This window comes from Oerskovia sp. NPDC060338 (assembly GCF_042726295.1).
Lineage (GTDB): Bacteria > Actinomycetota > Actinomycetes > Actinomycetales > Cellulomonadaceae > Oerskovia > Oerskovia merdavium.
This window is the reverse complement of record NZ_JBHXCQ010000004.1, coordinates 171,773-188,749: the sequence shown is the minus strand read 5'-3', so window position 1 is coordinate 188,749 and position 16,977 is coordinate 171,773. Positions and strand designations below refer to the sequence as shown.

The 16,977-nt window shown below is 71.5% G+C and carries 13 protein-coding genes; all 13 read left to right on the top strand.

Annotated features, from left to right (window positions below):
- The first annotated feature begins 10 nt into the window (after positions 1 to 10).
- Genes ACFWGN_RS06670 through ACFWGN_RS06610 form a run of 13 tightly spaced genes read left to right on the top strand, consistent with a single transcriptional unit; the run spans position 11 to position 16,704 of the window.
- Entirely contained in the window at positions 11 to 733 is a 723-nt protein-coding gene (locus ACFWGN_RS06670; protein ID WP_377616318.1) for an NADH-quinone oxidoreductase subunit C, read from the top strand.
- Positions 730 to 2,091, top strand: coding sequence for an NADH-quinone oxidoreductase subunit D (locus tag ACFWGN_RS06665; protein ID WP_191804570.1), 1,362 nt, complete (start codon positions 730 to 732; stop codon positions 2,089 to 2,091). The genes ACFWGN_RS06670 and ACFWGN_RS06665 overlap by 4 nt, the downstream gene beginning before the upstream one ends.
- Positions 2,088 to 2,927: an NADH-quinone oxidoreductase subunit NuoE gene (gene nuoE, locus ACFWGN_RS06660; RefSeq protein ID WP_191804572.1), complete on the top strand. Its 840-nt coding sequence runs from the start codon at positions 2,088 to 2,090 to the stop codon at positions 2,925 to 2,927. The genes ACFWGN_RS06665 and nuoE overlap by 4 nt, the downstream gene beginning before the upstream one ends.
- Before the next feature lie 11 nt (positions 2,928 to 2,938).
- The gene (gene nuoF / locus ACFWGN_RS06655; RefSeq protein ID WP_377616317.1) at positions 2,939 to 4,273 is read left to right on the top strand and encodes an NADH-quinone oxidoreductase subunit NuoF; all 1,335 of its coding nucleotides are present in this window, start codon (positions 2,939 to 2,941) and stop codon (positions 4,271 to 4,273) included.
- A complete protein-coding gene (locus ACFWGN_RS06650) occupies positions 4,273 to 7,011 on the top strand; it encodes an NADH-quinone oxidoreductase subunit G (RefSeq protein WP_377616194.1) in 2,739 nt (912 codons plus the stop codon). Before nuoF ends, ACFWGN_RS06650 begins: the two co-directional genes overlap by 1 nt.
- The gene (gene nuoH, locus ACFWGN_RS06645) at positions 7,008 to 8,453 is read left to right on the top strand and encodes an NADH-quinone oxidoreductase subunit NuoH (protein ID WP_377616193.1); all 1,446 of its coding nucleotides are present in this window, start codon (positions 7,008 to 7,010) and stop codon (positions 8,451 to 8,453) included. Before ACFWGN_RS06650 ends, nuoH begins: the two co-directional genes overlap by 4 nt.
- Positions 8,446 to 9,114 carry an NADH-quinone oxidoreductase subunit NuoI gene (gene nuoI, locus ACFWGN_RS06640; RefSeq protein WP_056649822.1) on the top strand — a complete coding sequence of 223 codons (669 nt, stop codon included), beginning with the start codon at positions 8,446 to 8,448 and terminating at the stop codon, positions 9,112 to 9,114. Before nuoH ends, nuoI begins: the two co-directional genes overlap by 8 nt.
- Complete coding sequence (locus tag ACFWGN_RS06635) at positions 9,111 to 9,938, top strand: NADH-quinone oxidoreductase subunit J (protein ID WP_056649825.1); 828 nt, start codon at positions 9,111 to 9,113, stop codon at positions 9,936 to 9,938. Before nuoI ends, ACFWGN_RS06635 begins: the two co-directional genes overlap by 4 nt.
- A gap of 1 nt (position 9,939) precedes the next feature.
- Positions 9,940 to 10,239: an NADH-quinone oxidoreductase subunit NuoK gene (gene nuoK, locus ACFWGN_RS06630; protein WP_056649827.1), complete on the top strand. Its 300-nt coding sequence runs from the start codon at positions 9,940 to 9,942 to the stop codon at positions 10,237 to 10,239.
- Between the two features lie 10 nt (positions 10,240 to 10,249).
- A complete protein-coding gene (gene nuoL, locus ACFWGN_RS06625) occupies positions 10,250 to 12,307 on the top strand; it encodes an NADH-quinone oxidoreductase subunit L (RefSeq protein ID WP_377616192.1) in 2,058 nt (685 codons plus the stop codon).
- 7 nt (positions 12,308 to 12,314) lie between these two features.
- Positions 12,315 to 13,880, top strand: coding sequence for an NADH-quinone oxidoreductase subunit M (locus ACFWGN_RS06620; protein ID WP_377616191.1), 1,566 nt, complete (start codon positions 12,315 to 12,317; stop codon positions 13,878 to 13,880).
- Positions 13,877 to 15,685: an NADH-quinone oxidoreductase subunit NuoN gene (nuoN, locus tag ACFWGN_RS06615; protein ID WP_377616190.1), complete on the top strand. Its 1,809-nt coding sequence runs from the start codon at positions 13,877 to 13,879 to the stop codon at positions 15,683 to 15,685. Before ACFWGN_RS06620 ends, nuoN begins: the two co-directional genes overlap by 4 nt.
- Positions 15,682 to 16,704, top strand: a complete 1,023-nt coding sequence (locus tag ACFWGN_RS06610; protein ID WP_377616189.1) for a polyprenyl synthetase family protein — start codon at positions 15,682 to 15,684, stop codon at positions 16,702 to 16,704. Before nuoN ends, ACFWGN_RS06610 begins: the two co-directional genes overlap by 4 nt.
- The last annotated feature ends 273 nt before the right edge of the window (positions 16,705 to 16,977 follow it).

Here is a 16,977-nt window from a genome sequence, read left to right as displayed (position 1 = left end):
CCAGGGCGACGTGCCCGGCGAGGAGCTCGTGGCGGGACCGGGCCCGGGTGGGCGCGAGCCGCTCGAGGTCGTCGAGGTCCGCACGGGCATGTTCGGGGCCCACGGCTCGGGAGACACCTCGGGCTACGGGGGGCTGGTGCGCCCCGTGGTGCTGCCCGGGCCGAGCGCGCGCCCGTACGGCGGGTGGTTCGACGAGGCCGTGGACGTCCTGGCGGAGGTGCTCGCCGAGGCGGGCGTGCGCTTCGAGGACGCCGTCGAGCAGGTCGTCGTCGACCCGCCGGGGCCGCACGCCGAGCTCACGCTGCACGTCCGGCCCCCGCACGTCGTCACGGTCGCCCGCGCGCTGCGCGACGAGCAGGACCTGCGGTTCGAGCTGAGCATGGGCGTGAGCGGGGTGCACTACCCCCACGACGTGGGCCGCGAGCTGCACGCCGTCTACCACCTGACGTCGATCACGCACGGCCGGAGCCTGCGCCTCGAGGTCGCGGTCCCGGACGCGCACCCGCACATCCCCTCGACCACGTCGGTGTACCCGTCCAACGACTGGCACGAGCGCGAGACGTGGGACTTCTTCGGGATCGTCTTCGACGACCACCCGGCCCTGGCCCGCATCGAGATGCCGGACGACTGGCCGGGTCACCCGCAGCGCAAGGACTACCCGCTCGGCGGCATCCCGGTCGAGTACAAGGGCGCCACGGTGCCCCCGCCGGACCAGAGGAGGTCGTACTCGTGAGCCCCACCACCCCGCACGCGACACCCCACGCCACGAAGGCGCCGTACGGCGACTTCGACGCGTCGATCCCCAGCTACGAGGCGTCGGGCGGCGACTGGGCCGACATCGCGGCCGAGGCGACCCAGCTGGGCGAGGAACGCATCGTCGTCAACATGGGCCCCCAGCACCCCTCGACCCACGGTGTGCTGCGGCTCATGCTCGAGATCGACGGCGAGACCGTCACGGAGGCCCGCTGCGGTGTGGGCTACCTCCACACGGGCATCGAGAAGAACATGGAGTTCCGGACGTGGACCCAGGGGGTCACGTTCTGCACCCGCATGGACTACCTCGCGCCCCTGTTCCAGGAGACGGCCTATTGCCTCGCGGTCGAGAAGCTCCTCGGCATCACGGACGACGTCCCCGAGCGCGCGAGCATCATCCGCGTCCTCATGATGGAGCTCAACCGGATCGCGTCCCACCTGGTGTGCCTCGGCACGGGCGGCAACGAGATGGGCGCGACCACGGTCATGACCATCTCGTTCACGGCCCGCGAGGAGATCCTGCGGATCTTCGAGGCCGTCACGGGGCTGCGCATGAACCACGCGTACGTGCGCCCGGGGGGCGTGGTGCAGGACGTCCCGCCGGACGTCGTGGCCCAGATCCGCAAGGCCGACCCGCTGATCCGCGGCTACCTCGGCCAGCTCGGCGACCTCATGCTCGCCAACCCGATCTTCAAGTCCCGCCTGGTCGGCGTGGGTCACCTCAACCTCTCGGGCTGCATGGCGCTCGCGATCACGGGGCCCGTCCTGCGCTCGACCGGGCTGCCCTACGACGTGCGCAAGGCCGCTCCCTACTGCGGCTACGAGACGTACGACTTCGACGTGCCCACCTCGGACGACGCCGACTGCTACTCGCGCGTCGTGCTGCGGCTCGAGGAGTGCTACCAGTCGCTGCGCATCGTCGAGCAGTGCCTCGAGCGGCTCGAGGCCACGGCGGGCCAGCCCGTCATGGTCGGCGACAAGAAGATCGCGTGGCCCGCCCAGCTCGCGATCGGCAGCGACGGCATGGGCAACTCGCTCGACCACATCAGGGAGATCATGGGCACCTCGATGGAGGCCCTGATCCACCACTTCAAGCTCGTCACGGAGGGCTTCCGGGTCCCCGTGGGCCAGGTCTTCCAGTCGGTCGAGCACCCGCGCGGCGAGCTCGGCGTGCACCTGGTGTCCGACGGCGGCACGCGCCCCTACCGGGCGCACTTCCGTGATCCTTCGTTCAACAACCTGCAGGCGGTCGCCGTGATGTGCGAGGGCGGCCAGGTCGCCGACGTCGTCGTCGCGGTCGCCTCGCTCGACCCGGTGCTGGGAGGGGTGGACCGATGACGCTCGAGGCTCACAGGTCCGGATACGACGAGGCGACGTACGCGCGCCTCGCGCAGGACACCGCGGCGATCGTCGCCCGGTACCCGCAGAAGCGCTCGGCGCTGCTGCCCATGCTGCACCTGGTGCAGTCGGAGGACGGGTACGTCTCGCGCGACGGCATCGCGTTCTGCGCCGAGCAGCTCGGCATCACGGCGGCCGAGGTGTCGGCCGTCGCGACCTTCTACACGCAGTACAAGCGCCACCCCAACGGCACCTACACCGTGGGGGTGTGCACCAACACGCTGTGCGCGGTCATGGGGGGCGACGAGATCTTCGACGAGCTCTCCGAGCACCTGGGGGTCGGGCACGACGAGACGACCGAGGACGGGGCCATCACGCTCGAGCGTGTCGAGTGCAACGCGGCGTGCGACTACGCGCCCGTCGTGATGGTCAACTGGGAGTTCTTCGACAACCAGACCCCGGCGGGCGCCACGCAGCTCGCGGACCGCCTGCGGGCCGGCGAGCAGGTCGCCCCCACGCGCGGCGCCGCCTCGGTGTGCAGCTTCAAGCAGATGAGCCGCGTGCTCGCCGGGTTCTCCGACGGGCGTGCCGACGAGGGTGTCGGGGCAGGGGAGCCCACGCTCGCCGGGCTGCGGCTCGCGCGCGAGCACGACTGGACCGCGCCGGGCGGAGCGGCTCCGGACCAGGTCGACGGGTCGGCCACGGACACGGGCGAGGCGGCCGCTCAGGGCGCCTCCGCCGTCGGGCACGAGCAGTCCTCGGCCGAGCGCAAGCCCACCACGCCCGCCGACGCCACGGGCGCCACGCCCGACGCCTCGAAGGGGAAGCAGCCGTGAGCGAGCAGACGATCGACCCCCTGACCCCGGTCCTCAGCGAGACCTGGGACGCCCGGCGCTCCTGGACGCTCGACGCGTACGTCGCGCAGGGGGGCTGGAAGGGCCTCGCGAAGGCCCTCGCGCAGCCGCCCGCGGACGTCGTGCAGGTCGTCAAGGACTCGGGCCTGCGCGGCCGCGGCGGCGCCGGGTTCCCCACGGGCATGAAGTGGGGCTTCCTGCCCGCGCCCGACGGCGGGCCCCGCTACCTCGTCGTCAACGCCGACGAGTCCGAGCCCGGCACGTGCAAGGACATCCCGCTCATGCTCGCGAGCCCGCAGCTCCTGATCGAGGGCGTGGCCATCACGTCCTACGCGATCGGCTGCGACCACGCGTTCATCTACGTGCGCGGCGAGGTGCTGCACGTGTACCGCCGCCTGCTGCACGCGGTCGAGGAGGCGTACGCGGCCGGGTACCTGGGCAAGAGCATCCAGGGCTCGGGCTTCGACCTCGACGTCACGGTCCACGCGGGTGCCGGCGCCTACATCTGCGGCGAGGAGACCGCGCTGCTCGACTCGCTCGAGGGGCTGCGCGGCCAGCCGCGCCTCAAGCCCCCGTTCCCCGCGGTCGCGGGCCTGTACGCACGGCCCACCGTGGTCAACAACGTCGAGTCGATCGCGAGCGTCCCGGCGATCGTCAACGAGGGCTCGGACTGGTTCAGGTCCATGGGGACCGAGCGGTCGTCGGGCCACGGGCTGTTCTCGCTGTCGGGGCACGTCGTGCGCCCGGGCCAGTACGAGGCGCCGCTCGGCATCACGCTGCGCGAGCTGCTCGACATGGCCGGCGGGATCCGTGGCGGCAACCGGCTGAAGTTCTGGACGCCGGGAGGGTCCTCGACGCCCCTGTTCACCGACGCCCACCTCGACACTCCGCTCGACTACGAGTCGGTCGCCGCGGCGGGCTCGATGCTCGGAACGCGGGCCCTGCAGATCTTCGACGAGACCACGTGCGTGGTGCGGGCCGTGAGCCGGTGGATGGACTTCTACGCCCACGAGTCGTGCGGCAAGTGCACGCCGTGCCGCGAGGGGACGTACTGGCTCAAGCAGATCCTGCGCCGCATCGAGCACGGCGAGGGCACCGAGAGCGACCTCGACGTCCTGCTCGACACGTGCGACAACATCCTCGGCCGCGCGTTCTGCGCGCTCGGCGACGGCGCGACGTCGCCCGTCACGAGCAGCATCGCGCTGTTCCGCGAGGAGTTCGAGGCGCACATCACCGGCCGCGGCTGCCCGTTCGACCCCTCGGCCGCCGCACTGTTCGACTACACGCCCCGGCGTGCCCCGCAGGCCCTGACGGCAGGAGCGCACTGATGACGACCACGACGTCCGCCGGCACGTCGCCCGCCGCGGCGGCAGGGGGCGCACAGCCCCCCGCGCGTCGCGACGAGGTGACGTTCACGATCGACGGCATCGAGATGGCCGTGCCCAAGGGCACGCTCGTGATCCGTGCCGCCGAGCAGGTCGGCATCCAGATCCCGCGGTTCTGCGACCACCCGCTGCTCGCCCCCGCGGGTGCGTGCCGCCAGTGCCTCGTCGAGGTCGCGACGCCCGACCGCGAGGGCAACGTCCGCCCCATGCCCAAGCCGCAGGCCTCCTGCACGCTCGAGGCCACGCCCGGCATGGTCGTGAAGACCCAGCACACCTCGGCCGTCGCGGACAAGGCGCAGCACGGGGTCATGGAGCTCCTGCTCATCAACCACCCGCTCGACTGCCCGGTCTGCGACAAGGGCGGCGAGTGCCCCCTGCAGAACCAGGCCATGAGCAACGGGCGCTCGACGAGCCGGTTCGTCGACGTCAAGCGCACGTTCCCCAAGCCCATCGCGATCTCGACCGAGATCCTGCTCGACCGCGAGCGCTGCGTGCTGTGCCAGCGCTGCACCCGGTTCTCCGCGGAGATCGCGGGCGACGCGTTCATCGACCTGCAGAAGCGTGGGGCGCAGCAGCAGATCGGCCGGTTCGACGCGCGCGTCCTGGGCTTCGCCGACGGCGAGTCCGAGCCCGCAGCGCCCGCAGGCTCGCTGCCGTACGGCGCGCAGGCCGGGTTCGAGGCTCCCGTGGGGGCCGCGCTCGAGGACGAGTCGGGACGCCCGTTCGCCTCGTACTTCAGCGGCAACACCGTGCAGATCTGCCCCGTCGGAGCCCTGACGGGTGCCGCGTACCGGTTCCGGTCGAGGCCGTTCGACCTCGTCTCGACCCCGAGCGTGGGCGAGCACGACGCGTGCGGGTCCGCGATCCGCATCGACCACCGCCGCGGTGTGGTGCTGCGTCGCCTGTCGGGCGAGGACCCCCAGGTCAACGAGGAGTGGATCACCGACAAGGACCGCTTCGCGTTCGCGTGGCAGGACGCACCGGACCGCCTGACGCACCCGCTCGTGCGCGACCGCGAGGTCGACGCCGAGGGTCGGGTCACGCGCGGCGAGCTGCGCCCCGCGAGCTGGGCCGAGGCCCTCGAGGTCGCGGCGACGGGCCTCGCGCAGGCCCGTGCCGCGGGCGGCGTCGGGGTGCTCCCCGGAGGCCGCCTCACGGTCGAGGACGCGTACGCGTACGGCAAGTTCGCCCGCGTCGTCCTCGGGACCAACGACGTGGACCACCGCGCCCGCGCGCACTCGACCGAGGAGGCGGACTTCCTCGCCCACGCGGTCGCCGGCACCGGGCTGGGCGTGACGTTCGACGAGCTCGAGCACGCGCCCGCGGTGCTCCTCGTGGCCCTCGAGGCCGAGGAGGAGGCCGGCGTGACGTTCCTGCGCCTGCGCAAGGGCGTCCAGAAGCGCGGCCTGCGGGTCTTCTCGCTCGCACCGTTCGCGAGCCGGGGCGTGCAGCGCCTCGACGGCACGCTCCTGCGGGCGGCCCCGGGCACCGAGGCCGAGTGGCTCGACGTGCTCGCCACGGGCACCCAGACGCTGTTCGGGCACGACGGGGCCGTGGGCCCCGACGCCCCAGAGTCGGTCGAGGAACCGGCCGAGGTCTCGGCACTGCGCGACGCGCTCGCCGAGCCCGGGGCCGTGGTTCTGGTCGGCGAACGGCTCGCCGGGGTCCCCGGCGGGTACTCGGCGCTCGTGCGTCTCGTCGCGAGCACGGGAGCACGCCTCGCGTGGATCCCGCGCCGGGCGGGGGAGCGCGGGGCGGTCGAGGCCGGCACGCTGCCGGCCCTCCTCCCGGGCGGACGCCCGGTGACCGACGCCGCAGCCCGGGTCGACGTGGCCGTCGCCTGGGGCGTCGAGCACCTCCCGGGGACGCCGGGCCGGAGCACGGGAGAGATCCTCGACGCGCTGTCCGTGGGTCAGCTCGGCGGCGTGCTCGTGGGCGGCCTGCACTCCGACGACCTGCCCGACCCCGCGCACAGTCTCCGGGCGCTCGAAGCCGCAGGATTCGTCGTCTCGCTCGAGGTACGCGCCTCGGACGTCACGGCGCTCGCGGACGTGGTGCTGCCCGTCGCGCCGCCGGTCGAGAAGGCCGGCGCGTTCGTGAGCTGGGAGGGCCGCGTGCGGACCTTCGAGGCCGCGCTCGCCACGACCGCGATGCCCGACCACCGCGTGCTCGACGCGCTCGCCGACGCGGCGGGCTTCGTGCTCGGGGCCCGCACGACGGACGAGGTCCGGGCGGAGATCGACCAGCTCGGCACCTGGGACGGGACCCGCCCGCCGGCCCCCGAGGTCGCAGCGGCCGAACCACCCGCGGTCGCCCCGGGCACCGCGGTGCTCGCGGGATGGCGCCTGCTGCTGGACAGCGGCCGCGGCCAGGACGGCGAGCGGTTCCTCGCCGGCACGGCCAAGCGGCCCGTGGCCCGGCTGTCGGCGACGACCGCGGCGGCCGCGGACCTGTTCGAGGGGGACGCGGTCCGGGTGTCGACCGACCGCGGCTCGATCGAGCTGCCCGTGGTGATCACCGACATGGTCGAGCACGTCGTCTGGCTCCCGCTCGGTTCCGAGGGCTCGCGGGTCCATCGTGAGCTCGGCGTGGCTCAGGGAGCGCTCGTACGGATCGAGCCCGCTCCCGGAGCCTCGCGGCCCGGCCAGAGCGTCCAGCCCACCGACGGGGGAGCATCATGAGCGGCCTGCTGAACCTCGCCCTGGGCACTGCCTCGGTCACCGAGACCCCGGGCGTGCCCGGGATCACGGCCGACTTCTCCCAGGACAACGGCTGGACCTACCTGGTCAAGGCCGTGCTGATCATCGTCTTCCTGCTCACGAGCGTGCTCATCGCGATCTGGTTCGAGCGCAAGGTCGTGGCCCGGATGCAGGTCCGTCCCGGACCCAACGTGCACGGGCCGTTCGGTCTGCTCCAGTCGCTCGCGGACGCCATGAAGCTGCTCCTCAAGGAGGACCTCACGGTCACGGCGGCGGACAAGTTCGTCTACATCCTCGCGCCCATGATCGCGGTGTTCTGCTCGCTCCTGACGTTCGCGGTCATCCCGTTCGGGCCGAACGTCACGATCCCGTTCACCGACTACTCGACGCCCGCACAGCTCACCGACTTCCCCGTCGCGGTGCTCTACATCCTGGCGTGCGCCTCGGTGGGCGTGTACGGGATCGTGCTCGGCGGCTGGTCGTCGGGCTCGACCTACCCGCTGCTCGGCGCGGTCCGCTCGACGGCCCAGGTCATCAGCTACGAGCTCGCGATGGGCCTGGCCCTCGTGAGCGTCTTCATCATGGCGGGCTCCATGTCGACCTCGCAGATCGTCGACTCCCAGACCCAGGTCTGGTGGGCGCTCATCCTCATCCCGAGCTTCGTGATCTACATCATCGCGATGATCGGCGAGACCAACCGCCTGCCGTTCGACCTCCCCGAGGCCGAGGGCGAGCTGGTCTCGGGCTACATGACCGAGTACTCGTCCATGAAGTTCGCGTGGTTCTTCCTCGCCGAGTACATCAACATGATCAACGTCTCGGCCGTCGCGACCACGCTCTTCCTGGGGGGCTGGCGTGCGCCGTGGCCCCTGTCGGCGATCAACGACGGCATGTTCAACGAGGGCTGGTGGCCCATCCTCTGGTTCCTCGTCAAGGTCTGGGCCTTCATGTTCGTGTTCGTGTGGGTCCGCGGCACGCTCCTGCGCCTGCGCTACGACCAGTTCATGAAGTTCGGGTGGAAGGTCCTCATCCCGGCCGCGCTCGCCTGGATCGTCGTGCTCTCGGTCGTCCAGGGCATGATCCGCTTCGGTGACGTCGACAACCGCGCGATCCTCGTGGCGGCCGTCGTCCTGGGGGTGGTCGCGATCGCCGCGATCTTCCTGTGGCCGCAGAAGAAGCAGCCCGACGCCGACGCGGGCGGGCGAGCGGCGCCGTCGGGCACCTCGCCCTACCGCAAGGGCACCACCGCGGCCCCCGAGCCCTTCGACGCCTTCGCGGGCGGCTTCCCCGTCCCGCCGCTGCCAGGACAGACCCTGCCCAGCGCACCGCGCAGGGCGCGGCGCCTGGTCCCCGAGGGCAGCCCGCCCGCGGGAGACGGTCCCGCAGCACCCGACGCCCAGGACGAGGAGGTCCCCCGTGGCTGACTACGAGTCGTTGATCCCGCAGAGGAAGGGGCTCGGCGGGCTGCTCGCGCCCGTCGCCGGGTTCGGGGTGACGTTCTCCTCGATGTTCAAGCCGACCGTGACCGAGCAGTACCCGTTCGAGAAGGTGCCGACCAAGCCCCGCTACCACGGGCGTCACCAGCTCAACCGGTACGAGGACGGGCTCGAGAAGTGCATCGGGTGCGAGCTGTGCGCCTGGGCGTGCCCCGCGGACGCGATCTACGTCGAGGGCGCGGACAACTCGGCGCTCCCCGACGGTGCGCACCGCTCGCCCGGAGAGCGCTACGGCAGCGTCTACCAGATCAACTACCTGCGCTGCATCTTCTGCGGGCTGTGCATCGAGGCGTGCCCCACCCGGGCGCTCACCATGACCAACGAGTACGAGCTCACCGGACCTACCCGTGAAGGGCTGATCTGGGAGAAGGAAGACCTCCTCGCGCCGCTGCGCGAGGGCATGCTGGCCGCGCCGCACCCCATGGTGCCCGGCACGACCGACACCGACTACTACCGGGGAGAGGTGACCGGGCCCGTGCCCGAGCAGATCGACTGGGTGCGCGAGCACCGGCCCGACGACCCGACCCTGCCGCCCGTCGTGGACCCCGCCGCCGCGCGGCGCCCCGAGGTCCGCAAGGTGGTCCGGTGACGGTCAGCGGGGGAGAGGTCGTCCTGTTCTGGGTCCTCGCCCCCCTCATGGTCCTGGCCGCGCTCGGCCTGCTGTTCGCCCGCAAGGCCGTGCACGCCGCGATCTGCGTCGTGTTCGTCATGATCAGCCTCGCGATCCTCTACATCGCGCAGGAGGCCGCCTTCCTGGGCGTCGTGCAGATCGTGGTCTACACGGGCGCCGTGATGATGCTCTTCCTGTTCGTGCTCATGCTCGTGGGCGTCGACGCCTCGGACTCGCTCGTCGAGACCATCCGCGGTCAGCGCTTCATCGGGATCCTGCTGGGCCTGGGGCTCGGCTCGGTCCTGGTCGGGGTGATCGCGCAGGCGACGTTCCCGCCGTCGGTCGGGCTCACGGCCGCGAACGCCGAGACCAACCCCGTGGCGCTCGCCCGCATCCTCTTCGCGGACTACGTGTTCGCCCTCGAGGTCGTCGGGATCCTGCTCGTGACCGCGGCCATCGCCGCCCTGGTCCTGACCCACCGCCGCCGGCTCGTGCCGCGCGTCGGGCAGCGGCAGGTCTCGGACGCCAAGGTCGCGGCCCTCGCCGAGGGCGGGCTCCTCACGCCGCTGCCCGCCCCGGGCGTCTACGCGCAGAACAACGCCATGGACACCCCGGCGCTCGACCCGCAGGGTCGCCCCATCGAGCACTCGGTCTCGCGGATCCTGCGCATCCGCGGCCAGGAGAGGTCGGCCGACCGCATCCTCGCGGCCGAGCGCGACGTGCTGGTCGAGCACGAGCCGGAGCTCACGGGCCGCAGGTTCCCCGAGCTGGCCGCGGGCACCGACGAGGACGAGGAACGCTGACATGGAGCTGACCAACTACCTGATCCTCGCCGCGATCCTGTTCGCGATCGGCGCGACCACGGTGCTGCTGCGCCGCAACGCGATCATCGTGTTCATGGGCATCGAGCTCATGCTCAACGCGACCAACCTCACCTTCGTGACGTTCTCGCGCATGCACGGAGACCTCCACGGGCAGGTCATCGCGTTCTTCGTGATGGTCGTGGCCGCGGCCGAGGTCGTCGTGGGGCTCGCGATCATCGTGGCCATCTTCCGTACCCGCCGTTCGGCCTCGGTCGACGACGTCAACCTGCTGAAGAACTGAGAGGGCAGGCATGCCAACGGTGACTCTGCTTTCAGCCCTCCCGCGCGTCGGCGAGCTCGGCGCGCTGCTCCCGGCCGCCCTCCCGACGCAGGAGATCGTGCCCGTCTCGACTATCGTGCCCGGCCCGTTCCTGCTGGCCCCGCTGCTGATCCTGCTGCCCCTCCTGGGCGCCGCGATCCTGCTGCTCGCGGGGCGCCGCAGCGACCGCTGGGGCGCGTGGTTCGGGGTGCTGATGTCGGGCGGCGCGTTCGTCGTCGCCCTCGTCGTCTTCTTCTCGATGCTCGGCCTGCCGGCCGACGAGCGGGTGGTCGACCACCGGCTCTTCGACTGGATCGCCGCGGGCGGCCTGGACGTGGGCGTGGGTCTGCGGATCGACCCGCTGTCCATGACGTTCGTGCTGCTCGTGACCTTCGTCGGCACGCTCATCCACGTCTACGCGGTCGCGTACATGGAGCACGACCCGGACAAGCGCCGGTTCTTCGCCTACCTGAACCTGTTCGTCGCAGCCATGCTGATCCTGGTCCTCGCGGACTCCTACCTGCTGCTGTTCGTCGGCTGGGAAGGCGTGGGTCTGGCCTCGTACCTGCTCATCGGGTTCTGGAACCACGAGCGGGCCAACGCGGTCGCGGCCAAGAAGGCGTTCATCATGAACCGTGTGGGCGACCTGGGCCTGATCGTCGCGCTCATGCTCATGTTCGCGGGCTTCGGCGCGGTGGACTTCGCGACGGTCTTCGCCGACGCCCCCGCGGCGGGCACGGCGCTGCTGACGGCGATCGGCCTCGCGCTCCTGGTCGCCGCGTGCGGCAAGTCGGCCCAGTTCCCGCTCCAGGCCTGGCTCGGGGACGCCATGGCGGGCCCCACGCCGGTCTCGGCCCTCATCCACGCGGCGACCATGGTCACCGCGGGCGTCTACCTGGTGGTCCGCTCGGCCCCCGTGTTCGAAGGGGCCCCGACGGCGCAGCTCGTGGTGGTCATCGTCGGTGCGATCACGCTCCTGTTCGGGGCGATCATCGGCTGTGCCAAGGACGACATCAAGAAGGCCCTGGCGGCCTCGACCATGTCGCAGATCGGCTACATGATCCTCGCGGCGGGCCTGGGACCCATCGGGTACGCGTTCGCGATCTTCCACCTCGTGACGCACGGCTTCTTCAAGGCCGGGATGTTCCTGGGTGCGGGTTCGGTCATGCACGGCATGAACGACGGGGTGGACATGCGCCGTTTCGGCGCGCTGTCGAGGTACATGAAGGTCACGTGGGTCACGTTCGGTCTGGGCTGGCTCGCGATCCTGGGCATCCCGCCGTTCTCCGGGTTCTGGTCCAAGGACAAGATCATCGAGGCCGCGTTCGTCCCGATCGACGGCCAGGAGTGGCGTGCATGGGTCTTCGGCGGTGTGGCGCTGCTGGGCGCGGGGATCACCGCGTTCTACATGTCGCGCCTGTTCTTCATGACGTTCCACGGGCACAAGCGCTGGAACGACGGGTCGGGCAGCCCCACGGGGCCGCTCTCGACAGACGGCCCCGTGCAGCACCCGCACGAGTCCCCGGCGCTCATGACGATCCCCATGGTGGTCCTCGCGGTCGGGTCCGTCGCGCTCGGCGGACTCCTCGCGATCGGCAACGGGTTCGTCGACTGGCTCTCGCCCGTCACGGGCCACGCCGAGCACGCCGAGCCGGTCCTGCCGGTCTGGGCGCTCATCGCGCTGACCCTCCTGCTGGTCCTGGTGGGCGTGCTGCTCGCCTGGCGCCAGTACGCGGTGTCCCGCGTGCCGATCGTGCCTCCGCACGGGTCGGCGCTCACGCGGGCCGCGCGACGGGACCTCTACCAGGACGACGTCAACGAGGCCGTCTTCATGCGGCCCGGGCAGTACCTCACACGATCCCTGGTCTACGGGGACCGGCAGATGGTCGACGGCGGCTGGATGGGCCTCGCCGGCCTCGTCGGAGCGACAGGGGAGAAGTTGCGCGGCATGCAGAACGGATTCGTCAGGTCCTACGCGGCGACGATGCTCGCTGGCCTGATCGTGATCGTCGCGGTGGTCCTCGCCGTGACCACCGGAACAGGGAGCTGAGGGACCGATGACCACCGATATTCCCTGGCTGACACTTCTGATCGTCCTGCCGCTCGTCGGCGCGGCGGCGGTCTGGGGGCTGGGCGCGACCTCTGCGCGCAAGCACCTGCGGACCGTCGCGGTCGTCTTCGCGCTCGCCGAGCTCGTGCTGCTCGGCCTCGCGATCAGCGCGTTCGACACTGCGGACGCGGGCACCTTTCAGCTCACCGAGACCCACGCGTGGATCCCGCAGCTCGGCGTGAGCTACGCGGTCGGCGCGGACGGCGTCGCGCTCCTGCTCGTCGGGCTCGCGGTGCTCCTGGTCCCGCTCGTGGTGCTCGCCGCGTGGCGCGAGCAGGACGGCGACCTCGCCAAGCTCCGCCACTACCTGGGCCTGGTGCTGCTCCTCGAGGCGTTCATGGTCGCGGTCTTCGTGGCCCGCGACGTGTTCTTCTTCTACGTCCTGTTCGAGGCCATGCTGATCCCGGTCTACTTCATGATCGGCGGGTTCGGGGGCGGGGCGCAGCGGCGGTACGCGGCCGTGAAGTTCCTGCTCTTCTCGCTCGCGGGCGGGCTCGTCATGCTCGTCGGGGTCATCGCCCTCTACCTCAACGGGCCGGGCGGGGAGCAGGGCTTCCTGACCCAGACCCTGGTCGACGACCTGGCGGCGAACCCGCTGCCCGTGAGCACCGAGCGGCTGCTGTTCCTCGCGTTCTTCCTCGCCTTCGCGATCAAGGCGCCGCTCTTCCCGGTCCACACCTGGTTGCCCGACGCCGCCGAGCACGCCCCCGCGGGCACCTCGACGCTGCTCGTGGGCGTCCTGGACAAGGTCGGCACGTTCGGCATGCTGACGCTGTGCCTGCCGCTGTTCCCGAACGCGAGCCGGTGGGCGGCTCCCGTGATCGTGGTGCTGGCAGTGGTCTCGATCCTCTACGGCGCGCTCATGGCGATCGGCCAGACCGACGTCATGCGGCTCATCGCCTACACGTCGGTGTCCCACTTCGGGTTCATCGTGCTGGGGATCTTCTCGTTCACGTCGCTCAGCATCTCCGGGGCGTCGTTCTACATGTTCAACCACGGCATCTCGACCGGGGCGCTCTTCCTCCTGGCGGGCTTCCTGATCGCGCGGCACCCGACGCGCTCGCAGCGCCTGACCGACTACGGCGGCCTGCAGCGGGTGACGCCGATCCTCGCGGGCACGTTCCTCGTGGCGGGTCTCTCGGCGCTCTCGCTGCCCGGCCTGTCGACGTTCGTGTCCGAGATCATGGTCCTCGTCGGGACGTTCTCGCGCAGCCACCCGGCGGCGCTCGTCGCGGTCCTGGGTGTGGTCCTCGCGGCGCTGTACGTGCTGCTGACCTACCAGAAGGTCTTCACGGGCCGGACGCCCGACGCCCTGACGGGGACCGCGGACCTGGGAGCTCGCGAGAAGTGGGTCGTCGCGCCCTTGATCGTGGCCCTGCTGGTCCTCGGCTTCTACCCGGCACCCGCGCTCGACCTGGTGCGCGAGCCCGCGCAGGCGACCATGACGGCCGTCGGGCTCGAGGACCCTGCCCCGAACCCCGAACTCCTCAGCGTTGAAGGGAGCGACTCGTGAGCACCGCAGCCGCCTTCGTGGCCCCCACGATCGACTGGGCCTACCTCGTCCCCGTGATCGTCGTCCTGGGGGCCGGTGTCCTGGGCGTCCTGGTCGAGGCCTTCGTGCCGGACCGGCACCGCCGGGCGGTCCAGGTCGTCCTGGCCCTGGGCGCACTCGTCGGGGCCCTCACGACGATCGTCCTGCTCTGGGGCGACGTGCAGGAGCTCAACGGCATCCAGGTGCTGGGCGGGTCGCTCGTGATCGACCCGTTCGGCCTGGCGCTCCAGGGGATCGTCGTGGTCCTCGCGCTGCTGGCCACGCTCGTGATCGCCGACCGCACCTCGACCGGGCAGGACGCGTTCGCGCCCACCGCTGCGGCCGTGCCCGGCTCGGCCTACGAGGACCTCGCCCGCCGCCGCGGTCTCGAGCAGACCGAGGTCTTCCCGCTCGTGCTGTTCGCGGTGGGCGGCATGATGATCTTCCCCGCCACGGGCGACCTGCTGACGATGTTCGTCGCGCTCGAGGTGCTCTCCCTGCCGCTGTACGTGCTCACGGCGCTCGCGCGCCGTCGTCGGCTCCTGTCGCAGGAGGCCTCGTTCAAGTACTTCCTGCTGGGGGCCTTCGCGTCGGCGATCTTCATCTTCGGCGTGGCGCTCGTGTACGGCTTCGCGGGCTCGGTGCGGATCGCCGAGGTGCGCGCGGCGCTGCTGGACGGCGGCGGGCTCGACGGGATGACGGGCCTGGTGCTCCTGGGCCTGGTCATGGTGCTCGCGGGCCTGCTCTTCAAGGTCGGCGCGGCCCCGTTCCACTCGTGGACCCCCGACGTCTACCAGGGTGCTCCCACGCCCATCACGGGCTTCATGGCGGCCTGCACCAAGGCGGCGGCGTTCGGCGCGCTGGTGCGTGTGCTCTACCTGATCGGCTCGGCGCTCCCGCCGGACCTGCAGGAGAAGCTCGTGGTCGCGCTGTGGGTCGTCGCGATCCTCACCATGGTCGTCGGGTCGGTCATCGGTGTGATCCAGACGGACATGAAGCGTCTTCTCGCATACTCGTCGATCGCGCACGCGGGCTTCCTCCTCGTGGCGCTCGTGGGCTTCGGCGAGCTCAGCGGGTTCGGTGTCCGGGCCGTGGTCTTCTACCTGCTCGCCTACGGTCTGGCGACCGTGGGGGCCTTCGCGGTCGTGACGCTCGTGCGCGAGCGGTCGCCGCAGCCTCAGGCCGCCACGGAGAGCCCGGTGCTCGCTGCGGTGGGTACCGGCGGGACGGCAGGGTCCGCAGCAGCAGCGGGGCCCGCGGCCGCTGGAGCGGGGGACCTCCACGCGCCCGACGGCGGAGCGATCCTCGGCGAGGCCACGCACCTGACCGAGTGGGCCGGGCTGGGCAAGCGCAGCCCGTGGCTCGCGGGGGCGTTCGCCCTGTTCCTGCTCTCGATGGCAGGCATCCCCCTGACCGCGGGCTTCATCGCGAAGTTCACGGCGTTCGGTGCCGCCGTCGCGGTGGGGGCCTGGCCGCTCGCCCTGATCGGGGTCCTTGCCTCGGCGGTCTCGGTGTTCTTCTACGTGCGGATCATCGTCCTCATGTTCTTCACGCCGTCGCCGTCGAGCGCCGCCGGCGGGGTCGGGGAGGAGGGCCGCGAGAACGCGGGTGGGGGACCCGCGGCGGCCTCCGCCCTGGCCGCGCTCACGACCCGGGTGACGGTCGTCCGGTCCGAGGGATTCACCACGGTCGCGATCGTGATCTGCGTGACAGGAGTCGTCCTTCTCGGCGTTTTGCCCTCCTCGGTTCTCGATCTTGCCCTCGAGGCGGCTAAGTTCAGACCGTGACCACAGTGCCACCCGTCTCAGCGACGGCGATCCCCCTGACCGATCCGGAGCTCTCCGCGACGCTCACCGCACGCCTTGCGACCGTCGAGGCGCGCCTGGGCGACGCCGTCGCGCACTCCGACGGGCTCGCGGACACCGCGTCCCGCCACCTCGTGAACGCCGGCGGAAAGCGCCTGCGCCCGCTCCTCGCACTGCTGTGCGCGGAGCTGGGCGACGGTGCCCGCCCGGAGGTGGTGGAGGCGGCCGTCGTCGTCGAGCTCACCCACCTGGCCTCGCTCTACCACGACGACGTGATGGACTCCGCGCCCGTGCGACGCGGCGCTCCCTCGGCGCACGCCGTGTGGGGCAACTCCGTCGCGATCCTCATCGGAGACCTGCTCTTCGCCCGTGCGGCGTCGACGGTCGCCGCGCTGGGTCCGGAGGCCGTGCTCATCCAGGCACGGACCTTCGAGCGGTTGTGCCTCGGCCAGCTGCACGAGACGACGGGCCCCTCGGAGAGCGACGACCCCGTCGAGCACTACCTCGAGGTCCTCGCGGACAAGACCGCGTCGCTGCTCTCGACCTCGGCTCGCCTGGGCGCGATGTTCGGCGGGTGCGACCCGTCGGTCGTCGAGGTCGTCGCGGAGTACGGCGAGAAGCTGGGCGTCGCGTTCCAGCTCGCCGACGACGTGCTCGACCTCGCGTCCTCGGGCGAGCAGTCCGGCAAGACGCCCGGCACGGACCTCCGTGAGAAGGTGCCGACCATGCCCGCCCTGCTGCTGCGCGCCCGTGTGAGCGGTGGCAAGGGCACCGCCGCGGACGCCGCGATCGTCGACCTGCTCGACTCGGACCTGTCCGGGGACGAGGAGCTCGCGTCGGCCGTCGCCGCGCTGCGTGCGCACGAGGTCCTGGCGGAGACCCGCGCGCTCGCCGTGGGCTGGGCCCGTGCGGCGATCGCCGAGCTCGACCCGCTGCCTGCGGGCCCGGTCAAGGACGCGCTCGTCTCGTTCGCCCAGGCGCTCGCCGACCGCGCGGCCTGAACCTCTCGGAGGGCGGTGCCAGGGACCTCGCGGTCCCCGGCGCCGCCCTCCGCCGTACCAGGTGAATCTCGTCCTCTGGAGCCACGCGCGTGGGCTCGCGGGACGGTGTCCCTGGCCTGCGAGGACGCTGCTCGCAGCATTGCTGCCAGTAGCGCCAGGGGGAGTTCTCCCCATCCACTGGATGCCAAGGTCGTGACGTCTTGTGGTTATCCTTCTACCCGCGACGGGTAGGGGCACCTGGCAGGAGGAGCTCTGGGGACACCTGGTTGCAGC

Coding starts and splice junctions, on each gene's coding strand:
- nuoE (WP_191804572.1), top strand. CDS start 2,088: ATGACGCTCGAGGCTCACAGGTCCGGATACGACGAGGCGACGTACGCG.
- ACFWGN_RS06650 (WP_377616194.1), top strand. CDS start 4,273: ATGACGACCACGACGTCCGCCGGCACGTCGCCCGCCGCGGCGGCAGGG.
- nuoH (WP_377616193.1), top strand. CDS start 7,008: ATGAGCGGCCTGCTGAACCTCGCCCTGGGCACTGCCTCGGTCACCGAG.
- nuoK (WP_056649827.1), top strand. CDS start 9,940: ATGGAGCTGACCAACTACCTGATCCTCGCCGCGATCCTGTTCGCGATC.
- nuoL (WP_377616192.1), top strand. CDS start 10,250: ATGCCAACGGTGACTCTGCTTTCAGCCCTCCCGCGCGTCGGCGAGCTC.
- ACFWGN_RS06620 (WP_377616191.1), top strand. CDS start 12,315: ATGACCACCGATATTCCCTGGCTGACACTTCTGATCGTCCTGCCGCTC.